This is a genomic window from Vreelandella sp. V005 (assembly GCF_052645115.1).
Genome location: NZ_JBQXYA010000001.1, coordinates 1 through 17,372, shown reverse-complemented (window position 1 = coordinate 17,372; position 17,372 = coordinate 1). Strand labels below are relative to the sequence as shown.

Below are 17,372 nucleotides of genomic sequence, written 5' to 3'. Positions count from 1 at the left end.
TTAGAGGCAGAACGTTATGACCCAAGAAAGTAGAGTTGCCCTGGTAACAGGAGCCAGTCGTGGTATTGGCCAGGCCATTGCGCATGAGCTAGGTCGTCAAGGCCGACTCGTGATTGGTACGGCAACGAGCGAGTCTGGCGCAGAAAAAATTGATGCTGATTTGAGGGCGAATGGCATTGAAGGCGCTGGTCTGTGCCTCAATGTGACTGACCAATCCAGCATCGATAGCGTATTGAAAACCATTACCGAACGCTTTGGTGCGCCGACCATTTTGGTTAACAATGCCGGTATCACGCGAGACAATTTGCTGATGCGTATGAAAGAAGATGAGTGGGATTCTGTTATGGATACCAACTTAAAATCTGTCTATCGTGTGAGTAAGGCATGTTTGCGAGGTATGACCAAGGCGCGTTTTGGGCGTATTGTGTCGATTAGCTCCGTAGTGGCAACCATGGGCAACCTGGGCCAAACTAACTACGCTGCAGCAAAGGCGGGCATGGAGGGTTTTAGTCGTGCGTTAGCGCGTGAGGTATCCTCGCGGGCCATTACGGTGAATGCGGTGGCACCTGGCTTCATTGCCACCGATATGACCGAAGCACTGCCTGAAGCACAGCATGAGATGTTACTGAAGCAAATTCCGTTGGCCCGTTTAGGAGCGCCGGAAGAGATCGCCGCCGCGGTAGGCTTTCTGACCAGCGATGCAGCCGGTTATATCACTGGTGAGACGCTTCACGTGAATGGCGGCATGAATATGCGTTGATGGCCTTGGGTATGGCGGTTGCGTCGACCCAAGGGCGTCTATAAACTACCCCGCAGCTTTTGGCTTGCGGTTTCCAAATAGCTGGTTATCAAAAACGGCTAATGTGAACGACTGGAGTACGTTGATGAGTACTATTGAAGAGCGCGTGAAGAAAGTGGTAGCAGAGCGCCTGAACGTTAAAGAAGAAGACATCCAAAACAACTCTTCTTTCACAGAAGACTTGGGTGCCGATTCGCTCGACACCGTTGAGTTGGTAATGGCTTTGGAAGAGGAATTCGATACTGAAATTCCTGATGAAGAAGCTGAGAAAATCACCACGGTTCAAGAAGCCATCGATTACGTGAACGCCCACCAGTAAGGGCTGCGTCGATGCATCGAACCAGGGTGGGGTGCTAGCCACCCGCCTTAAGAGCCGTCCTTTCGCAGGGCGGCTTTTTTGCTTTGCTGCCACAATGCTTATAACGTTCAATCTCCGTTATACTGTTGACCAAAATTAAGCAGCAAATGACCCAAGTGGGTCGCGTCACCATGGATGCCTGGAGGAAAGCTGATGGCACGGAAAAGGGTAGTGGTAACTGGGTTAGGCCTGGTGACCCCAGTGGGCAATAACGTCGATGAGTCGTGGGCAAATATTGTCGCCGGTAAAAGCGGTATTACCCCTATTGAGCACTTTGACACCAGTGGCTTCAATACGCGTTTTGGTGGGTCGATTAAGAATTTTGATATTAGCCCATACCTGAATCCTAAAGATGCCCGCAAGATGGATCTGTTTATTCAGTACGGCATGGCGGCGGGCGCTCAGGCGGTTGAAGATGCCGACATTGAGTGCACGGAAGAGAATGCGGACCGTATTGGTGTGGCTATCGGCTCAGGCATTGGCGGCTTGCCAATGATTGAGCATAACCACAACGCGCTCAATAAGGGCGGCGCTCGCAAGGTATCGCCGTTCTTTGTGCCGGGTTCCATCATCAATATGATTTCGGGCAATATGGCGATTCAGCACGGCTTTAGAGGGCCGAATATTGCCATCACGACTGCCTGCACCACCGGCACCCACAACATTGGCTACAGCGCACGTACGATTGCCTATGGCGATGCGGACGTGATGATCTGCGGTGGCGCTGAAATGGCCACCACGCCATTAGGTTTGGGTGGTTTTTCGGCGGCGCGCGCGCTATCTACACGTAATGATGATCCAGAAGCGGCAAGCCGCCCCTGGGACACAGACCGCGATGGTTTTGTGCTATCTGATGGCGCTGGCGTGCTGGTGCTTGAAGAGTATGAGCACGCCAAGGCGCGCGGTGCTCACATCTATGCTGAGCTGGTCGGCTTTGGCATGAGCGATGATGCTTATCACATGACGTCGCCACCGGAAGATGGGCGCGGTGCGGCGCTCTCCATGCGCAACGCGATTAAAGATGCCCAGGTAGATGTGTCTGAGGTGCATTATATCAATGCCCATGGTACTTCAACCGCGGCAGGCGATCTGGCAGAAAGCCGTGCTATCGAGAACGTACTCGGTGATGCTGCCAATAATGTGGCAGTGAGCTCGACGAAATCGATGATCGGCCACCTGCTGGGTGCCGCAGGCGCGGTAGAGGCTGTGTTCAGCATTCTGGCTATTCGTGACCAGATTGCCCCGCCGACCATCAATCTTGATAACCCGCAGCCGGGTTGTAATCTGGATTATGTGCCGCACACTGCGCGAAACATGCGTATCGACATGGCGCTTTCCAACTCCTTTGGCTTTGGTGGTACTAACGGCTCGCTATTGTTCAAGAAGGTGTAATTGACGATGCTGCCGCCCGCGTTATCTGACGAACAAACTGTACCGTTTGATGATCGCGGGCTAGCGTATGGCGACGGCCTGTTTGAAACAGTCCTGTTGCGCGCGGGCGCACCGGTGCTATGGCGTTATCACAAAGAGCGTCTGGCGAAGGGATGTCAGCGCCTAAATATACCGTTACCTTGCCAAGCGACTTTAGATGCCACATGGCAGGGTGATTGCACCGCTGAGCTAGAAGTGCTCAAGCTTATCCTGACGCGTGGTAGTGGCGGGCGAGGTTATGCGCAGCCGGATCAAGTAACACCGCGTTTACTTAGTCGTCGCACGCCTTTTCAGCCCTCGATTCAGCGCTGGCAGTACGGGGTGACGGTGCGGCTTTGTGATTTGCGTCTGAGCCAACAGCCGCGGTTGGCGGGCATCAAACACCTTAACCGGCTGGAGAACGTGCTCGCTCGGCAAGAGTGGAGTGATGCCGCCATTGCCGAGGGTTTGCTGGCGGATAGCGAAGGCTGGTTGATAGAAGCCACCAGTATGAATATTTTTTGGCAACAGGCGGGGCAGGTATTCACGCCTTTTGTAGATCAGTGCGGCGTTGCAGGCACGCTACGCGCTGGATTGATAGAGCAGGGGACCGTGGCTCAGGCAGCGCTGCCGCTGAGTGACCTGGCTCAGGTCGAGCGCTTATGGGTGGCAAACTCCGTTCAGGGTGTGTGGCCTGTCGCTACGTTGTTGGCAGCGGATGGTGCTCTGCTGCAGCGCTGGGCGGTAAGTAAGCCAGACCCATTTCAGCCTTTAGCCCATCGGCTACTCGGTTTTGTCTAAACGCTTATGTTTTTCTCGATATCGCCCTGCAATTTCCTAGAGGTGTCATGGTGAAACGGTTATTAACCGCTTTGTTGGTAGTAGTTTTCGTCGGGGCTGCGGGTGCGGCGGGCGGTTATTTCTATTGGCAGAATAGATTAGAAGCTCCCCTCGCCCTAGAAGAACCAACGCTTTACCAAGTGCCTTCTGGGGCGGGGTTCAATCAAGTGGTTGAAGAATTGGAAGATCAGGGCGTGCTGAAAGATGCCTGGGCGTTTCGCTTATTGGCACGGATGGAACCTGAGCGCGTGCCGCGGTTGCGTACCGGCGAATATCGGCTTTTGCCTGATATGAGCGGATTGGAAATGATGGCGCTGCTGGGTAGTAATAACGTCGTTACCTACTCACTGACGATCCCCGAAGGATGGACGTTTCGTCAAATGCGTGACTTGCTCAATGCCGCGCCTAAACTCGACCACCGCACGGCTGAGTTGAGTAACGAAGAAGTAATGACGCTGCTCGATCGTGAAGGCACCTTTCCTGAGGGGTGGTTCTTTCCCGATACCTACCGTTATCATCTGGGAATGAGTGATGTCGATATTTTGCGTCAATCGCTCGAGCACATGGAGCGAATTCTGGACAGCGTCTGGGAAGAGCGTGCTGACGATCTCACCATCGATTCCCCCTATGAAGCACTCATCATGGCCTCCTTGATTGAGCGCGAAACCGGTGCGCCAGAAGAGCGGCGTGAGATTGCCGGGGTGTTTAAGCGCCGCATGGAACAGGGGATGCGCTTACAAACGGATCCAACGATTATTTATGGTATGGGCGAGCGCTACGAAGGGCGCATTACCCGCGCCGACATACGCGAAGCGACGCCCTATAACACTTACGTCATTGATGGAATACCGCCCACGCCGATTGCTCTACCGGGGCGTGCTTCGTTAGAAGCGGCGGTCGACCCATTGCCCGGCGAAACGCTCTATTTCGTTTCTCGGGGCGATGGTACGCACCATTTCTCGCGCACGCTGCGCGAGCATAATAATGCCGTCAATCGCTATATTCGTAACCGGTAATCGTCATGACCCATCACCAATGTCATCACTTCAGCCATTTTTACAGTAAGGAAGCATGATGAGTCAGCGTGGACGCTTCATTACACTTGAAGGCGGCGAGGGCGTGGGGAAGTCCACCAATGTCAGTTTTGTCGCTGAGTGGCTGGAAGCCCAAGGGCTCGAAGTCGTGCGCACTCGGGAGCCAGGCGGTACGGAGCGTGGCGAAGCTATTCGCAAGCTGTTGCTGGATCCCGCCCCTCAAGAACCGCTCCATGTGGATGCAGAGTTGCTACTGATGTTTGCCGCGCGCGCCCAGCATTTGGCCGAAAAAATCCTTCCCGCCCTGGCAAGAGGTGCCTGGGTGGTGTGTGACCGTTTTACCGATGCCACCTTTGCCTATCAGGGCGGTGGACGGGGTATCGCTAAAGAACGTATCGCCGTTTTGGAGGACTTCGTTCAGCAAGGGCTCTCGCCCGACTTGACTCTACTGCTTGATATGCCTAAAGAAGCGGCGAAAAAGCGCTTGGAATCACGCCTGCGCACTCGTCATGAGCAGCGTGATCGTTTTGAGCAAGAACAGGCCGATTTTTTCCAAGCAGTGCGTGACGCCTACTTGGCAAGAGCAGAGGCTGCTCCAGAACGTTTTGCAGTCATTGACGCTCAATACCCGCTCGAAGAGGTACAAGCGCAGCTTCGTCAGATCCTTTCGACGCGAGTGGCCGCATGGCGTTAACCGGCGTTATGCCTTGGCACCTGGCCATCTGGCATCAGTTAACGCGCTTAGCCGATAGTGGGCGCATGCCACATGCGCTGCTCATTCACGGTGCTCATGGGTTGGGTAAACAGCCGTTGGCGGAGGCGCTCATTGCACGCACGCTATGCGCCAAGCCTGAGGAGCAGGCCTGTGGTCATTGCCACAGCTGTCGGATGCTGGCGTCGGGATACCATCCCGATTTGCTTCGTGTTGGGCCGGAAGAGGGCAAACGTCAGATTCGTATAGACCCTATTCGTGAGGTTAATCGCTTTGTCTCGCAAACGGCCCAGCAGGGTGGCTACCGCGTTATTGTGATCTCACCGGCTGAGGCAATGAACATCGCTGCCGCCAATGCGCTACTCAAAAGTCTCGAAGAGCCGGGCGATAAGACGCTGTTCATTCTGCTTTCGGACGTACCGTCTCGCATGTTGCCAACCATCCGTTCTCGCTGTCAGCAGTGGTCATTGCCAAGCGTTGCTTTTGAGGCGTGTCGCGGATGGCTAATCGAAAAACTCAATAGCGCTGACGAGGCCTACTTCTGGTGGCAGGTCGCAGGGGGATTGCCACTTTTGGCGGTGGCGTTGGCCGCGCCCGAAGAGCGAGCCTTGCGCCACCAGATCCACGACAGCTTCGAGCAGTTGGTGCGTGGTGCAGAGCCTGTTTCTGAGGCCGCGCGGCTGGATCGTCAGGCGATAGATGCCATCTTGTGGTACGGTATTGCCTGGCTGGAAGACCTGATTCGTCTCGGTTTGTCGGGCGAAGCGACGGTATTGCACAACCCTGATTTAGAACCGCTCTATCGCCAAGCGGTCAAAAATGGCCGCGTGCAGGATTGGTTCCGGCTACTGGATTATGCCCGTGAACAGCGACGATTACTGGCGGTGGGCGCTAATCCAAACCCCCAGCTTGTGCTTGAAGCCTGGTTAGTGCGCTGGTCGGCGCTTTTGCGCTCCTAGCGGGTTGTTCTCTTTCACGTTCATCTAGCGAGGTCGTTATGGCAGCTCAGAAAGCGCTCTCTCTTACTATTCCCGACGTGCCGACCTTGCTTTCCGCTTATATGCCTTTTTTAGATCGCGGAGGCATTTTTGTGCCCACACGGACACCGTATGCCCTGGGACAGCAGGTCTTTTTACTCCTGACGCTGCCGGGTGAAAGCGAACGCCTTTCCATCACCGGGCAAGTGGTATGGGTGTCGCCGGAAGGGGTCAGCGGCCTCCGTATGCCAGGTATTGGCCTGCATTTCAGCCAGCAAGATTACCCGGTGCGCGACCGCATCGAGACGCTGCTTGCCGGGCAGTTGGATAAGGCCGCTCCGTCGTTTACGCTTTGAATAAAACCGTCGCTTACGCTTTGCAGTCAATGCTTATTGCGTTAGTGACCTATCTGTTGTCGAGACCTGCATGTTTGTCGATTCACACTGTCATTTAGATCGTTTATCCGAGCAGACTCACGGGGGTGACCTCGCTGCTACGCTTGAAGCGGCGCGAGCTGCCCACGTCAGTCAGTTTCTGGCGGTTGCTGTCACCTTGGAAGAGCTGCCGCAACTGGCCGCTATCGCGCGTGCACACCACGATGTGGCTATTTCTGCTGGCTTGCACCCCTTGCACCAGAGCGAGAACGAGCCCAGCGTCGAGGATATAAAAGAGGCAGCCGAGCAGTATGGCGCGGTAGCCATCGGTGAAACCGGGTTGGATTACTACTATCGCGACAGCGTGCCGGTCGCCGTGCAGCATGAGCGTTTTAAGCGCCATCTGATGGCCGCGCGCGAATTGGAGCTGCCGGTCATTGTCCATACCCGTGAAGCCAAAGAAGAAACGCTTGCCTTGCTACGCGAATATAGCGACCCCCGCGTGGGGGGTGTATTACACTGTTTTACGGAAGACTTGGCGATGGCGCGAGAAGCGGTAAGGCTAGGCTTTTATATTTCGTTATCGGGCATTATCACCTTTCGTAATGCCGAGCCACTGCGGGAATTGGCTCGGAAACTGCCGCTGGATCGCCTGCTAATCGAAACCGATAGCCCCTATCTTGCCCCTGTTCCTTACCGCGGCAAGCCCAATGAGCCAGCATGGGTGGTTGAAGTGGCGGAATGCATCGCCAAGGCGCGTGGGATTAGTGTTGACGAGGTCGCCATGCAGACCACTGCCAACTTTTATCAGCTCTTTCGTGCCGCCGCACCTGATGCGCCAGCACATGTCAAAGAAGCATTGGCGCAGTCTGGTCTTCTATAGTCTGGGGTGAGTACGCTGAAGCAGGAGGGCGAGATGAATATCGATAGATTGCTGTTACAACGTGGTGCAGACGGAGAGGGTGCTGGCACGATTCCTCCTCTTGACCAATGGCAGCCGCCGCTCTCTGGAGACATGAACCTGCGTATCCATTCAGATGGCCGCTGGTGGCACGAAGGCGAGCCCTTTGCTCGCCCCAAGATAGCGCGTTTATTAGCCACGCTGCTGCGCCTCGATGAAGAGGGTTACTGCTTGGTGACGCCAGTAGAGCGTTGGCGCATAGAGGTCGACGACCTACCGTTGGTCGCGGTAGAGGCAGATTTTCATGATGATGCTTGGTGGTTTACAACGCAGTTTGACGACGTCGTTCGCCTGGATGCGGAACATCCGCTCTCAGTGACGTTGACCCCTCAGGGCGAAGCCGTGCCGCAACTTCCGGTGCGTTTCGGTCTGGCTGCTAGGCTGCACCGCAATGTTTATTACCAGCTAGTCGAGGCTGCAGAAACGCGTGATGCTATTGATGGCAAGACGGAGATAGGGGTAATGAGTGCCGGTCACTGGTTCGCGCTCGGTCAGGTAGACAGTGAATCATCAGGCGAGGCGATGTGAAGTTAACCGCTGAACAGCAGGCCGTCGTTAACCATCAAGTAGGGCATGCGCGGGTAGCGGCCGTCGCGGGGGCGGGCAAAACCACGACGATGGCCGCTCGAGTGCTCCACCTGCTGGCGAATGATGTGCCGCCCAAGCGTATCTTGGTGCTGATGTTTAACCGCTCGGCCAAAGATGATTTTCAGCGTCGTTTAGCCTCAATGGCACCTGCTGGGCAGGCGTTGCCTGATGTGCGCACTTTTCACTCACTAGGGCACCGCTTGACCCAAAGCTTATGCCGCTGGGGAGCGCTTGCGCCACGTCAGTTATTATCCGCCGATTGGCAATTAGAAAGGCTGCTTCGCCAAGCGAGCCTTAATGTCCTGAGTGACGCGGTTGAGCGCCGCGATGCGGCGCTGGAAGGCGATCGGCTGGAAACGTTAGCCCACTTCTGCGGCTTGGTTAAAGCAGAAATGATCACCCCGGAATTGCTCTATGAGCGGCTCAATTTTGACCCGGATACCGACTATTTTCCGGCCGCTTTTGCCGAGGCGGAGCGGCTACTAGAGTCGGAAAGGGTAATGACCTACGCTGATCTGCTCTATCGCCCTCTGCAGGCACTGGAGGCGAACAGCGCCTTACGTGGTCGAGTCGAAGGCTATCTCGATCATGTCATTATCGATGAATACCAGGATATCAATGCCGCGCAACAGCGTCTTTTATCGGTGCTGGTGGGCAGCCGTGCGGATGTGATGGCCGTCGGTGATGCCAACCAGTGCATTTATGAGTGGCGCGGCGCCAAGCCTGACACGATGCTGGAGAATTTTACGGCGACCTTCGGCGCAGCCACTGACTATCCGTTATCGACGACGTTTCGCCATGGTCATGCGCTGGCGCTGGCTGCTAATCATGCGATTGCCGCGAACCAGCGTCGCCCTAATCAACTCTGTCTGGCGGCGCCTAATAACCCTGAAACGCGAGTCTCGGTAGGCCAGGGCAGTCGGTTGCTGCTAGACGCACTGATGGATTGGCAGGCCCAGGGGAGAGCGTTTAACGAGGCCAGTTTGCTGGTACGTAGTTGGGCGCTATCGGTGCCTTTTCAACTGGCGCTTTTGCAGGCGGGTATTCCCTTTCGGCTGCAGCGCGAGGACCGTTTTGTTTTTCGCCTACCGCTGGTTCAGGCTTTGGCTGGGTATTTAAAACTGTCACGCCGCCCGGGGCTGTTGCGTGACCCCCAGCAACTGTTACTACTGCTTTCTCAGCCTACTCCTTTTGTGGCCCGTGAACGGCTGCAGCGGTTAGCCTATCAACTGGCATCGACCCAGCAGTGGCCCGAACGGCATGATCCTATGTTAACGGCTTTAAAACCGATCCAGCGACGTACGCTTAAAAAGCGCTGGACGTTGTTATGTGACCTGCCAAAGCTGAGTGCATGGCCACCTGCTGAGCTGTTAAGGCACGTAGTGGAAACTATCGAGGCGGAAAAAACGCTCAAACGGGCGGCCGCGCGACGGGATAAGGGTGAAGAGGACGTTCGCTTACTCGACGTCTTGATCGAGCAGGCTGAGAGTGTGCAAGACCCCGATGCGTTTATCGAGCTATTGGAGCGCCCGGTTGAAAACCAGGCGGGCGGCGTACTCATTAGCACTGTGCACGGCGCGAAAGGGCTGGAGTGGCCCCTGGTCGCGGTGGTCGGTGTCAACGAAGAGGATTTTCCCCACTATAGCCGCGATAACCCGCTGAGCGATGAGCGCTTGGAGGAGGAGCGACGGCTTTTTTACGTGGCCATCACGCGTGCCCAAGAACAGCTGTTGGTGCTTCATGATGGCGGCGCGCACCGCCCTAGTCGCTTTATTGGCGAGAGTGCTTGGCAAGACAGTATGCGAGTGGCTTCTTGCTTGGCTAATCCCACCCCCCCGTCGGCTTCACTGCAAGTGGCATCGGTCGCGCTGGTTGAAAACTATCTAGCGCGCCTAGGGCGCGATGACATTGCACTGGCAGCAGCGCAGGTTGAAGAGCGTCAAGTAGGTTATTCAGCTGATACTCATTTCTACCCCGGTCAACGTCTCCATCATGCGGTGTTTGGGAAAGGTGAGGTAGCGGCGGTCGAGGGAAGTGCGAGTGACCCCGTGATCGATGTACGTTTCGACCAAGCTGGCCGACGCAGGCTTATTGCTCGCCGGGCACCCATTAAGCTACTTGAAAATGGATTGACACTTGCAGTGTAAGTGGTTGATTCGCTACTAATACACACTAATTCACATTTGAGTTCAAATTTAGCTTTAGAGCTGTTTGACTTAGCATCGCCCTGCCGATTTAATACCTCTACTCCTATCGAGTTAAAACTTATCAGCTCATAATATATAACGTATAACATAGGGAACGAGCATGGTTAGGCAAGTGGCTTGGCTCTGCGCCATTTTGATCGTCACCCATAGCGGCGCCTTGCTTGCCGATAGCACCTTACCTAATCTTGAATTTAATGGGTTTGGCACCTTGGGGCTCGTTCACTCTGACGAGCAGAATGCTGACTTTGTGACTGACCCCTTTGCTTCGCAAGGTGCTGGCTACAGTAATGAGTGGAGCGCAGAAGTTGATAGCCGATTAGGGATTCAATCTACGCTGCATATCACCCCTAAAATCTCTACGGTTGTTCAGATAGTCAGCGAGAAACGTTATGACGGCTCTTACGCACCTAAGGTTGAATGGGCGAATGTACAATACGAAATTACCCCTAACCTGAGTTTTAGGGTTGGGCGTATGGTACAGAGCTCATTTATGGCCTCTGAGCATCGAAAAGTGAATTACGCCACGCCCTGGGTGCGGCCTCCCCAAGAAATTTATCGCTTACTTCCAGTGGCTAATTTTGACGGCGTTGATATGCGCTATCGCTACCCCATCGGGGAGGCCACCAATGAATTGCAGATGAATTTTGGTGGTGGTGGCGTTGATTACGCAACGGGCAGTATCGACGCCAGCGATTCCTGGGGTATTTCTCATCGCACGCATTGGGGAGATGCAACTCTGTTTGCCAGCTATGGCGAACTAAAAGTAAGCGCAGATGAACTCTCACAACTCTTTGACACTTACCGTTTCTTTGGTCTACCCGGTGAAGAGCTGGCTAGCCGCTACGAAGTTGACGGGAAGCGTACGAACCTGCTGAACTTTGGGTTAGGTTATGACCCTGGTTCATGGTTTGTGATGGGCGAGTGGGCACGCTCTTCATCGCCTTCTCTGTTAGGGGAGAGTGAAGGAGCCTACATGACGCTAGGTTACCGTATCGCCGAGTGGACACCCTATGTAAGTGTGGCGCGAGCAAAAGTCACCAGTAACACCTCAGAGCCGGGGTTAAATGCTGCCCTGTATCCGTCACCGTTTGCAGAAGGGGCCCAGCTACTCAATAAAATATTGAATGAGTTACTAGCCAGTGGAATGCAGCAAGAGAGCATAACGGTTGGGGCTCGCTGGGATTTCAGGCCAGGTATGGCCCTTACGGCTCAGTATGATTACATCGATATGCGCTCAGGGTCATCTGGAGGGCTAATTAATCAACAGCCCGAGTTTACCCCAGGTGGGCGGCTTAACTTGTTCAGCCTTGCGCTCGACTTTGTGTTTTAAGGAGAGTGGCAATGCTTAAACGTCTCACAGGAACCGGAATCAGCCTCTTATTGGGGGTGATGTTGAGTTTAGCTTATCACCCTGCTTCAGCTGAAATACTGGTGGTGGTGTCAGCCGAGGCGCCTTTTACTCGCCTCACCAGCAACGATTTAAAGGATATTTATTTAGGCCGCCGCACATTGGTAGTTAACGGAGTGCAGATGGTCCCATTGGATCTGAGTGAAGGCACAGCAGAGAGAGGTGAGTTTTACACTTATTACACGGGGCAAACCCCTGCGCAGATCAAGGCACACTGGGCTAGGCAGATATTTACCGGGCGAGGTCAGCCGCCCCAGGCGCTGGCTAATAGTCGCTCAATGGTAGAGCGATTAGTCAGTGATACAAAATCACTGGGCTATATAGACCCTTCCTTTCTTGATGAGCGTTTGAGAGTGGTAACAATTGAGTAGTCTCAATGATCAAATAAGCCCTCGTCGGTTAACGCCATTAAAAAGCTGCATTCATCGATGGCCATCTCATCTTGTAGAGCCACTTATTTTTTTCAGCATAGTGGCAATTACGATGCTGCTAATTATATGGGGAAGTACTTATTTTTTAGTCAATAAAGAGCGTATGTCCATTGAGCGTCAGGCACAGCTATCCGTGGGTGAAATCACCGACACCTACGAAGCACAGGTGGTAAGAGCTCTCAGAGAAATTGACACAACACTGAAATTGATACGTTTTACAGCGAGCAACAGTGTTCAAGCTAGCGTGCTTAATATTTTAAGCGAACAGCGGCTGCTGCCCCCCGCACTCTTATTTACCATCAGTATTGTTGATTCGGAAGGCATGGTCATCGAGACCACTGATCCAGGGCGACTTGGTCAGCGCCTTACCTTCCTTTTAGACACAGGGCAGAATGGCGATTATTTAGTCGTGGGAGAGTCTGCTGCTTATCAGGAAAAGCAGCTCACCTTCACCAGGCCATTAATGCCTGAGCAAGAAGAAGGAGCCTCAGGTTGGGTAACTATTGCTGTTGATGCCAATTATTTTGTGAGTAGTTATGAATCTCGGTCCCTAGGCCAGCAGGGTATGCTCGCTCTCGTTGGCATGGGTGGCATCGTACATGTCAGGCGTTCTGGAGATACTATTTACTCAGGTGAGTTAATGGATATAGCCGCCTGGAAAAATAATAGCCTGGATGACGTTAGTGAACCTTTTAAAACTTATTGGCAAGGCGTTGAACGTTATTCACTGGCGCGCAAGCTGTACGATTTTCCACTATCGATCGTGGTAGGGCTCTCAGCCCAGGAGCAGTTGGCCGCGTCCCGACAGCTTGCGCGAAAATATTGGCAGCGGGCTGGTTGGGCAAGCGGCCTATTGCTGATCATTCTGGCGATACTCGGCCGCTTGAGCTGGCAACTTCAGCGCGCGCGGCAGCGAGTAATGGAAGAGCGCGTATTACATGCCCAGGCGGTTGAGCATCTAGCGTTTCATGATGCATTAACTGATTTGCCTAATCGCGCCTTTTTAAGCCATCTGATTACCCAAGCTGTGAAACTGGGTGGTCGCCATAGTGAATCTTTTGCGCTGCTTTTCTTGGACCTTGATCGCTTTAAATTAATCAATGACACCTTAGGTCACGATGCAGGCGACCATCTTCTGCAAGAAACCGCTCGACGACTGACTTCTTCGGTGCGTGAAAGTGATGTCGTCGCCCGGCTAGGAGGGGATGAATTTGTCATTCTTTTGACAAAGATCAGCCGACGAGAACAGATTGAGCCTATTGCCAAAAAAATTCTCTCCGCCGTTAGAGAACCCTTTATGCTCGCTGGCCAGGAGTGCCATGTCTCGGTAAGTATTGGCGTCTCGCAGTATCCATTTGACGGGCTTGACGAGCAAACATTAATGAAAAGCGCCGATATGGCGATGTATCAGGCGAAGCAACTGGGCAAAAACAATGTCCAATTCTATACCGACGAATTAAGTACGGAAATGGATGCGCGTTTAACCTTAGAGTCTGGCCTGCATCGTGCGCTTACGGATCATGAATTTAGGTTATTCTTCCAATCAAAGCATGACGTCGACGCAGGCAACACGCTTGGCATGGAGGCATTGCTTCGTTGGCAGCATCCAACGCTTGGATTGCTGGAACCTGCTCAATTCATGGCCCTGGCTGAAGAGAATGGTTTGGCCATGCCTATCGGTCAATGGGTGCTCGAAAATGCCTGCCGGCAAAACATGCTTTGGCAACAAGAAGGGTTCCCTGAATTAACAATAGCGGTCAATATTTCAGCACGTCAATTTTACGACAATAGCTTTGCGGAGCGTATAAAGGAGGTATTAGCCGCTACCGAAATGAATCCCAGGCTACTTGAGTTGGCAATTACAGAGAGCATGCTGTTGCAGAATGTTCAGCATACGGCGAGTATCTTTACAGAGATTAAAAAACTGGGCGTTATGATAGTCGTTGATGATTTTGGTACTGGATATTCTTCTTTATCTGATTTAAACGCTTTGCCTGTCGATTCTTTAAAAGTAAGTTCTTCAATAGTTAAGCGTTTATCAGGCACTCGCCAGGAACAACAGTTATCGTCATCGGTCATAGCGCTGGGTAAGTGCCTGGGTATGAAGGTCTTCGCGAAAGATATCGCTTCTCACGAACAGGAGCATTTCATAGGCAGTCACGCTAGCCTTCATTTCAACGGCTTTTATAGTAATCGGCCGTTGTCAGCAGAAGAGAGTTCTTGCTATCAAGACAAGCGAGGTCGCTAAGCACTCACTACTTACTCTTGTGATCATAAGAGTAAGCAGTGAACGTAGATTTTAGCCTACTGTCTTACATATTCGGATAGTTAGGACCGCCACCGCCTTCCGGTGCTACCCAAGTGATATTTTGGGCGGGGTCTTTAATATCACAGGTTTTACAGTGCACGCAGTTTTGGAAATTGATTTGAAAGCGTGGCTGCCCATCACTATCTTCCACCACTTCATAAACGCCGGCCGGGCAGTAACGCTGGGCGGGTTCTGCGTACTTGGGTAGGTTTTCACTAATCGGAAGTTCCGGATCATCCAGGCGCAAATGGCATGGCTGATTTTCTTCATGGTTAGTGTTCGACAAAAATACTGATGACGGTTTGTCGAAGGAAAGCTTGCCGTCGGGCTTGGGGTAGTCAATCTTTTCAAACTCGTCCGCAGGCTTCAGGGCGCCGTGGTCAGTGGTGGTGTCGTGCACGTTAGGCAGCTTGTTGCCCAGCAGCTGGTGGGCAAAGTTATAGGCGCCACCACCAATAGTGCCGTATTTATGGATGGCGGGCCCGAAGCTGGCGCTCTCTTTTAGTTCCTGATACGCCCAACTGGCTTCCCACTTCTGGGTAAAACTAGTCAATTCCTGGGCGCCCTCATCGCCACTTTTAATGGCTTCAAATACACTCTCAGCAGCCACTAAGCCAGACTTCATGGCAGTGTGTAAGCCTTTAATCTTGGAAAAATTGAGCGTGCCCGCATCACAGCCAAGCAGTAAACCGCCGGGAAAGGTCATTTTGGGCAAACAGTTGAAGCCACCTTTAGTGATGGCCCGGGCGCCGTAAGCGACGCGTTTGCCGCCCTCTAGGTATTGGCTAATAGCCGGGTGATGCTTCATGCGTTGAAATTCATCGAACGGCGAAAGCCAAGGGTTTTGGTAGCCAAGGTCCATAATAAGGCCGACCACGACTTGTTGATTTTCAGCGTGATACAAAAACCAGCCGCCATGGCTATTTTTATCCAATGGCCAGCCGGAGCCGTGCACCACAAGCCCTGGCTCATGCTTGTCTGCAGGTACGTCCCAAAGCTCTTTCAGGCCGATACCGTAATGCTGGGGATCACGGCCCGCATCCAATGAAAAGTCTTTAATCAAGCGTTTGCCCAGGTGACCGCGCGAGCCCTCAGCAAAGAGCGTGTATTTGGCGCGTAGTTCCATACCTGGCATATAGCCATCTTTGGGCGTACCGTCAGCGGCGACGCCCATATCGCCAATTAGAATGCCGCGCACAGCATTGTCTTCAATGATGACGTCCTGAGCGGCAAAGCCTGGAAAAATTTCAACGCCGAGTGCTTCCGCCTGCTCGGCCAGCCAGCGACACAAATTACCGGCACTGATCACATAGCGCTGCTGATCGCCGCCGGTGTTATGCATACTTTTTGGCACCAGTGCATTGGGCACTTTTTGCGCCTTTTCAGCGTCCTTAAGTAAAATAACGTCGTCACGAATAGCGGGCGTGTTGAGAGGGGCACCGCGCTCTTTCCAATCAGGAAATAGCTCTGTTAGCGCGCGGGGCTCAAAGACCGCACCTGACAAAATATGGGCGCCGACCTCTGAGCCTTTCTCCACTACACAGACCGTCAATTCTTGTTCTGCTTCGTTAGCTTGCTGCATGAGTCGGCAGGCGGCGGAAAGCCCGGATGGGCCAGCGCCGACAATGACGACATCAAAGTCCATTACATCGCGTTCAACAGTTTCCACCCGGCTTCTCCTTATTCTCTTTAAGCACCATTAACTGCAAAAGCAAGCGAATGTCTACATTCGGGCACTAGCTTATAAACAGATGGCCTTAATTTAAAACGGTCGTTTGCTTCTGGTTATGTCCCATGATAGGCATAATACCTGTGTCAGGTCACGCCTACGATGGTGCAAGCAGTATTTCTTGGCTGCCTATGCTGCCCATCACTTGACGGTTTCGACCAAGGCAGTAGCTTGCAAGTCTTGTCGCCTACTAGCAGGCTATGGCAAATTGATAGGGTTTTTCAATTACGCACCTATCAAACGCTTGAATGAATTTTAAAGTGCCGCCATGTTGGCAGTACTCAAGCAAGACGTTTTCGCTTACAACGTACTTAGTAACTCTATTACTAATCGCTATTCAATCAAGGGTGCTCGCTGAGCGGGTGCCGTCCCAGGTTAACGGCTTTGATTACAAGCCAAGCGAGGAAGCTATGAAAGTACTCGTCGCGGTGAAACGCGTCATCGACTACAACGTCAAAATCCGCGTCAAAGCGGATCATTCTGATGTGGACCTTACCAACGTCAAGATGGCCATGAACCCCTTCTGCGAAATTGCCGTGGAAGAGGCCGTGCGCCTGAAAGAGAAGGGTGTGGCGACCGAAGTGGTGGCTGTGACCGTGGGTCCCAAGGCCGCCCAAGAGCAGTTGCGCACCGCACTAGCGCTGGGCGCGGATCGCGCTATCCACATCGAAACCGACGAGCGCGTCGAATCGCTGGCGGTCGCCAAGCTGCTGGCCAAAGTCGTGGACGAAGAGCAGCCCGGCCTGGTCATTCTGGGCAAGCAGGCCATCGACACCGACAATAACCAGACCGGCCAGATGCTCGCCGCGCTGACCAATTTGCCTCAGGGCACGTTCGCCTCGGAAGTGGAAATTAGCGGTGACGGAAGTGATAGAAAGCTTAATGTCACCCGTGAAATCGACGGCGGCCTGCAAACCGTGGCACTCACGCTGCCCGCAATCGTCACCACCGACCTGCGCCTCAACGAGCCGCGCTACGCCAAGCTGCCGGACATCATGAAGGCCAAGAAAAAGCCGCTGGATGTCAAAACCCCCGCCGACTACGGCGTCGACGTGGCCTCCAAGGTCACGCTGCTCAAGGTCGAGTCGCCCGCTGAGCGTAAAGGCGGTATCAAAGTGGCCTCGGTAGACGAGCTAATCGACAAACTGAAAAACGAAGCCAAGGTGCTTTAATAGGAGCGGATCTCATGAGCATTCTGGTACTTGCCGACCTGCATGAAGGCCAACTGGCGGGCGC

The 17,372-nt window shown here is 53.4% G+C and carries 16 protein-coding genes; 15 read left to right on the top strand and 1 reads right to left on the bottom strand.

Annotated elements, in window-relative coordinates; all coding sequences use genetic code 11:
• Positions 1-16: 16 nt before the first annotated feature.
• From fabG to ACUN8H_RS00015, 14 genes are all read left to right on the top strand, one after another.
• Positions 17-760 carry a 3-oxoacyl-ACP reductase FabG gene (gene fabG / locus ACUN8H_RS00080; RefSeq protein ID WP_445530181.1) on the top strand — a complete coding sequence of 248 codons (744 nt, stop codon included), beginning with the start codon at positions 17-19 and terminating at the stop codon, positions 758-760.
• Between the two features lie 124 nt (positions 761-884).
• Positions 885-1,118, top strand: a complete 234-nt coding sequence (acpP, locus tag ACUN8H_RS00075; protein ID WP_290695107.1) for an acyl carrier protein — start codon at positions 885-887, stop codon at positions 1,116-1,118.
• Positions 1,119-1,310: 192 nt separating this feature from the next.
• Entirely contained in the window at positions 1,311-2,549 is a 1,239-nt protein-coding gene (gene fabF, locus ACUN8H_RS00070) for a beta-ketoacyl-ACP synthase II (protein ID WP_445530180.1), read from the top strand.
• 6 nt (positions 2,550-2,555) lie between these two features.
• On the top strand, positions 2,556-3,368 hold the full coding sequence (gene pabC / locus ACUN8H_RS00065) for an aminodeoxychorismate lyase (protein ID WP_445530179.1): 813 nt from the start codon (positions 2,556-2,558) through the stop codon (positions 3,366-3,368).
• A gap of 47 nt (positions 3,369-3,415) precedes the next feature.
• Positions 3,416-4,423 (top strand): endolytic transglycosylase MltG, encoded by a 1,008-nt coding sequence (mltG, locus tag ACUN8H_RS00060; RefSeq protein WP_445530178.1) that lies wholly within the window; start codon positions 3,416-3,418, stop codon positions 4,421-4,423.
• Between the two features lie 58 nt (positions 4,424-4,481).
• A complete protein-coding gene (gene tmk, locus ACUN8H_RS00055; protein ID WP_445530177.1) occupies positions 4,482-5,135 on the top strand; it encodes a dTMP kinase in 654 nt (217 codons plus the stop codon).
• Complete coding sequence (locus ACUN8H_RS00050; protein WP_445530176.1) at positions 5,126-6,112, top strand: DNA polymerase III subunit delta'; 987 nt, start codon at positions 5,126-5,128, stop codon at positions 6,110-6,112. Before tmk ends, ACUN8H_RS00050 begins: the two co-directional genes overlap by 10 nt.
• Positions 6,113-6,150: 38 nt before the next feature.
• On the top strand, positions 6,151-6,486 hold the full coding sequence (locus ACUN8H_RS00045) for a PilZ domain-containing protein (RefSeq protein ID WP_445530175.1): 336 nt from the start codon (positions 6,151-6,153) through the stop codon (positions 6,484-6,486).
• Between the two features lie 70 nt (positions 6,487-6,556).
• Positions 6,557-7,387, top strand: a complete 831-nt coding sequence (locus ACUN8H_RS00040) for a TatD family hydrolase (protein ID WP_445530174.1) — start codon at positions 6,557-6,559, stop codon at positions 7,385-7,387.
• Positions 7,388-7,420: 33 nt separating this feature from the next.
• A complete protein-coding gene (locus tag ACUN8H_RS00035) occupies positions 7,421-7,993 on the top strand; it encodes a DUF1285 domain-containing protein (RefSeq protein WP_445530173.1) in 573 nt (190 codons plus the stop codon).
• Positions 7,990-10,200, top strand: a complete 2,211-nt coding sequence (locus ACUN8H_RS00030) for an ATP-dependent helicase (RefSeq protein ID WP_445530172.1) — start codon at positions 7,990-7,992, stop codon at positions 10,198-10,200. The genes ACUN8H_RS00035 and ACUN8H_RS00030 overlap by 4 nt, the downstream gene beginning before the upstream one ends.
• Before the next feature lie 160 nt (positions 10,201-10,360).
• Positions 10,361-11,590, top strand: coding sequence for a porin (locus ACUN8H_RS00025; RefSeq protein WP_445530171.1), 1,230 nt, complete (start codon positions 10,361-10,363; stop codon positions 11,588-11,590).
• A gap of 11 nt (positions 11,591-11,601) precedes the next feature.
• Positions 11,602-12,039 carry a phosphate ABC transporter substrate-binding protein gene (locus ACUN8H_RS00020; protein WP_445530170.1) on the top strand — a complete coding sequence of 146 codons (438 nt, stop codon included), beginning with the start codon at positions 11,602-11,604 and terminating at the stop codon, positions 12,037-12,039.
• Between the two features lie 163 nt (positions 12,040-12,202).
• The gene (locus ACUN8H_RS00015; RefSeq protein ID WP_445530169.1) at positions 12,203-14,347 is read left to right on the top strand and encodes a putative bifunctional diguanylate cyclase/phosphodiesterase; all 2,145 of its coding nucleotides are present in this window, start codon (positions 12,203-12,205) and stop codon (positions 14,345-14,347) included.
• Positions 14,348-14,411: 64 nt separating this feature from the next.
• Here ACUN8H_RS00015 and ACUN8H_RS00010 read toward each other — a convergent pair whose 3' ends face one another.
• On the bottom strand, positions 14,412-16,076 hold the full coding sequence (locus ACUN8H_RS00010; protein ID WP_445530168.1) for an electron transfer flavoprotein-ubiquinone oxidoreductase: 1,665 nt from the start codon (positions 16,074-16,076) through the stop codon (positions 14,412-14,414).
• Positions 16,077-16,546: 470 nt separating this feature from the next.
• Between ACUN8H_RS00010 and ACUN8H_RS00005 the strand changes: the two genes are divergently transcribed.
• A complete protein-coding gene (locus tag ACUN8H_RS00005) occupies positions 16,547-17,308 on the top strand; it encodes an electron transfer flavoprotein subunit beta/FixA family protein (protein WP_445530167.1) in 762 nt (253 codons plus the stop codon).
• Positions 17,309-17,372: the final 64 nt, after the last annotated feature.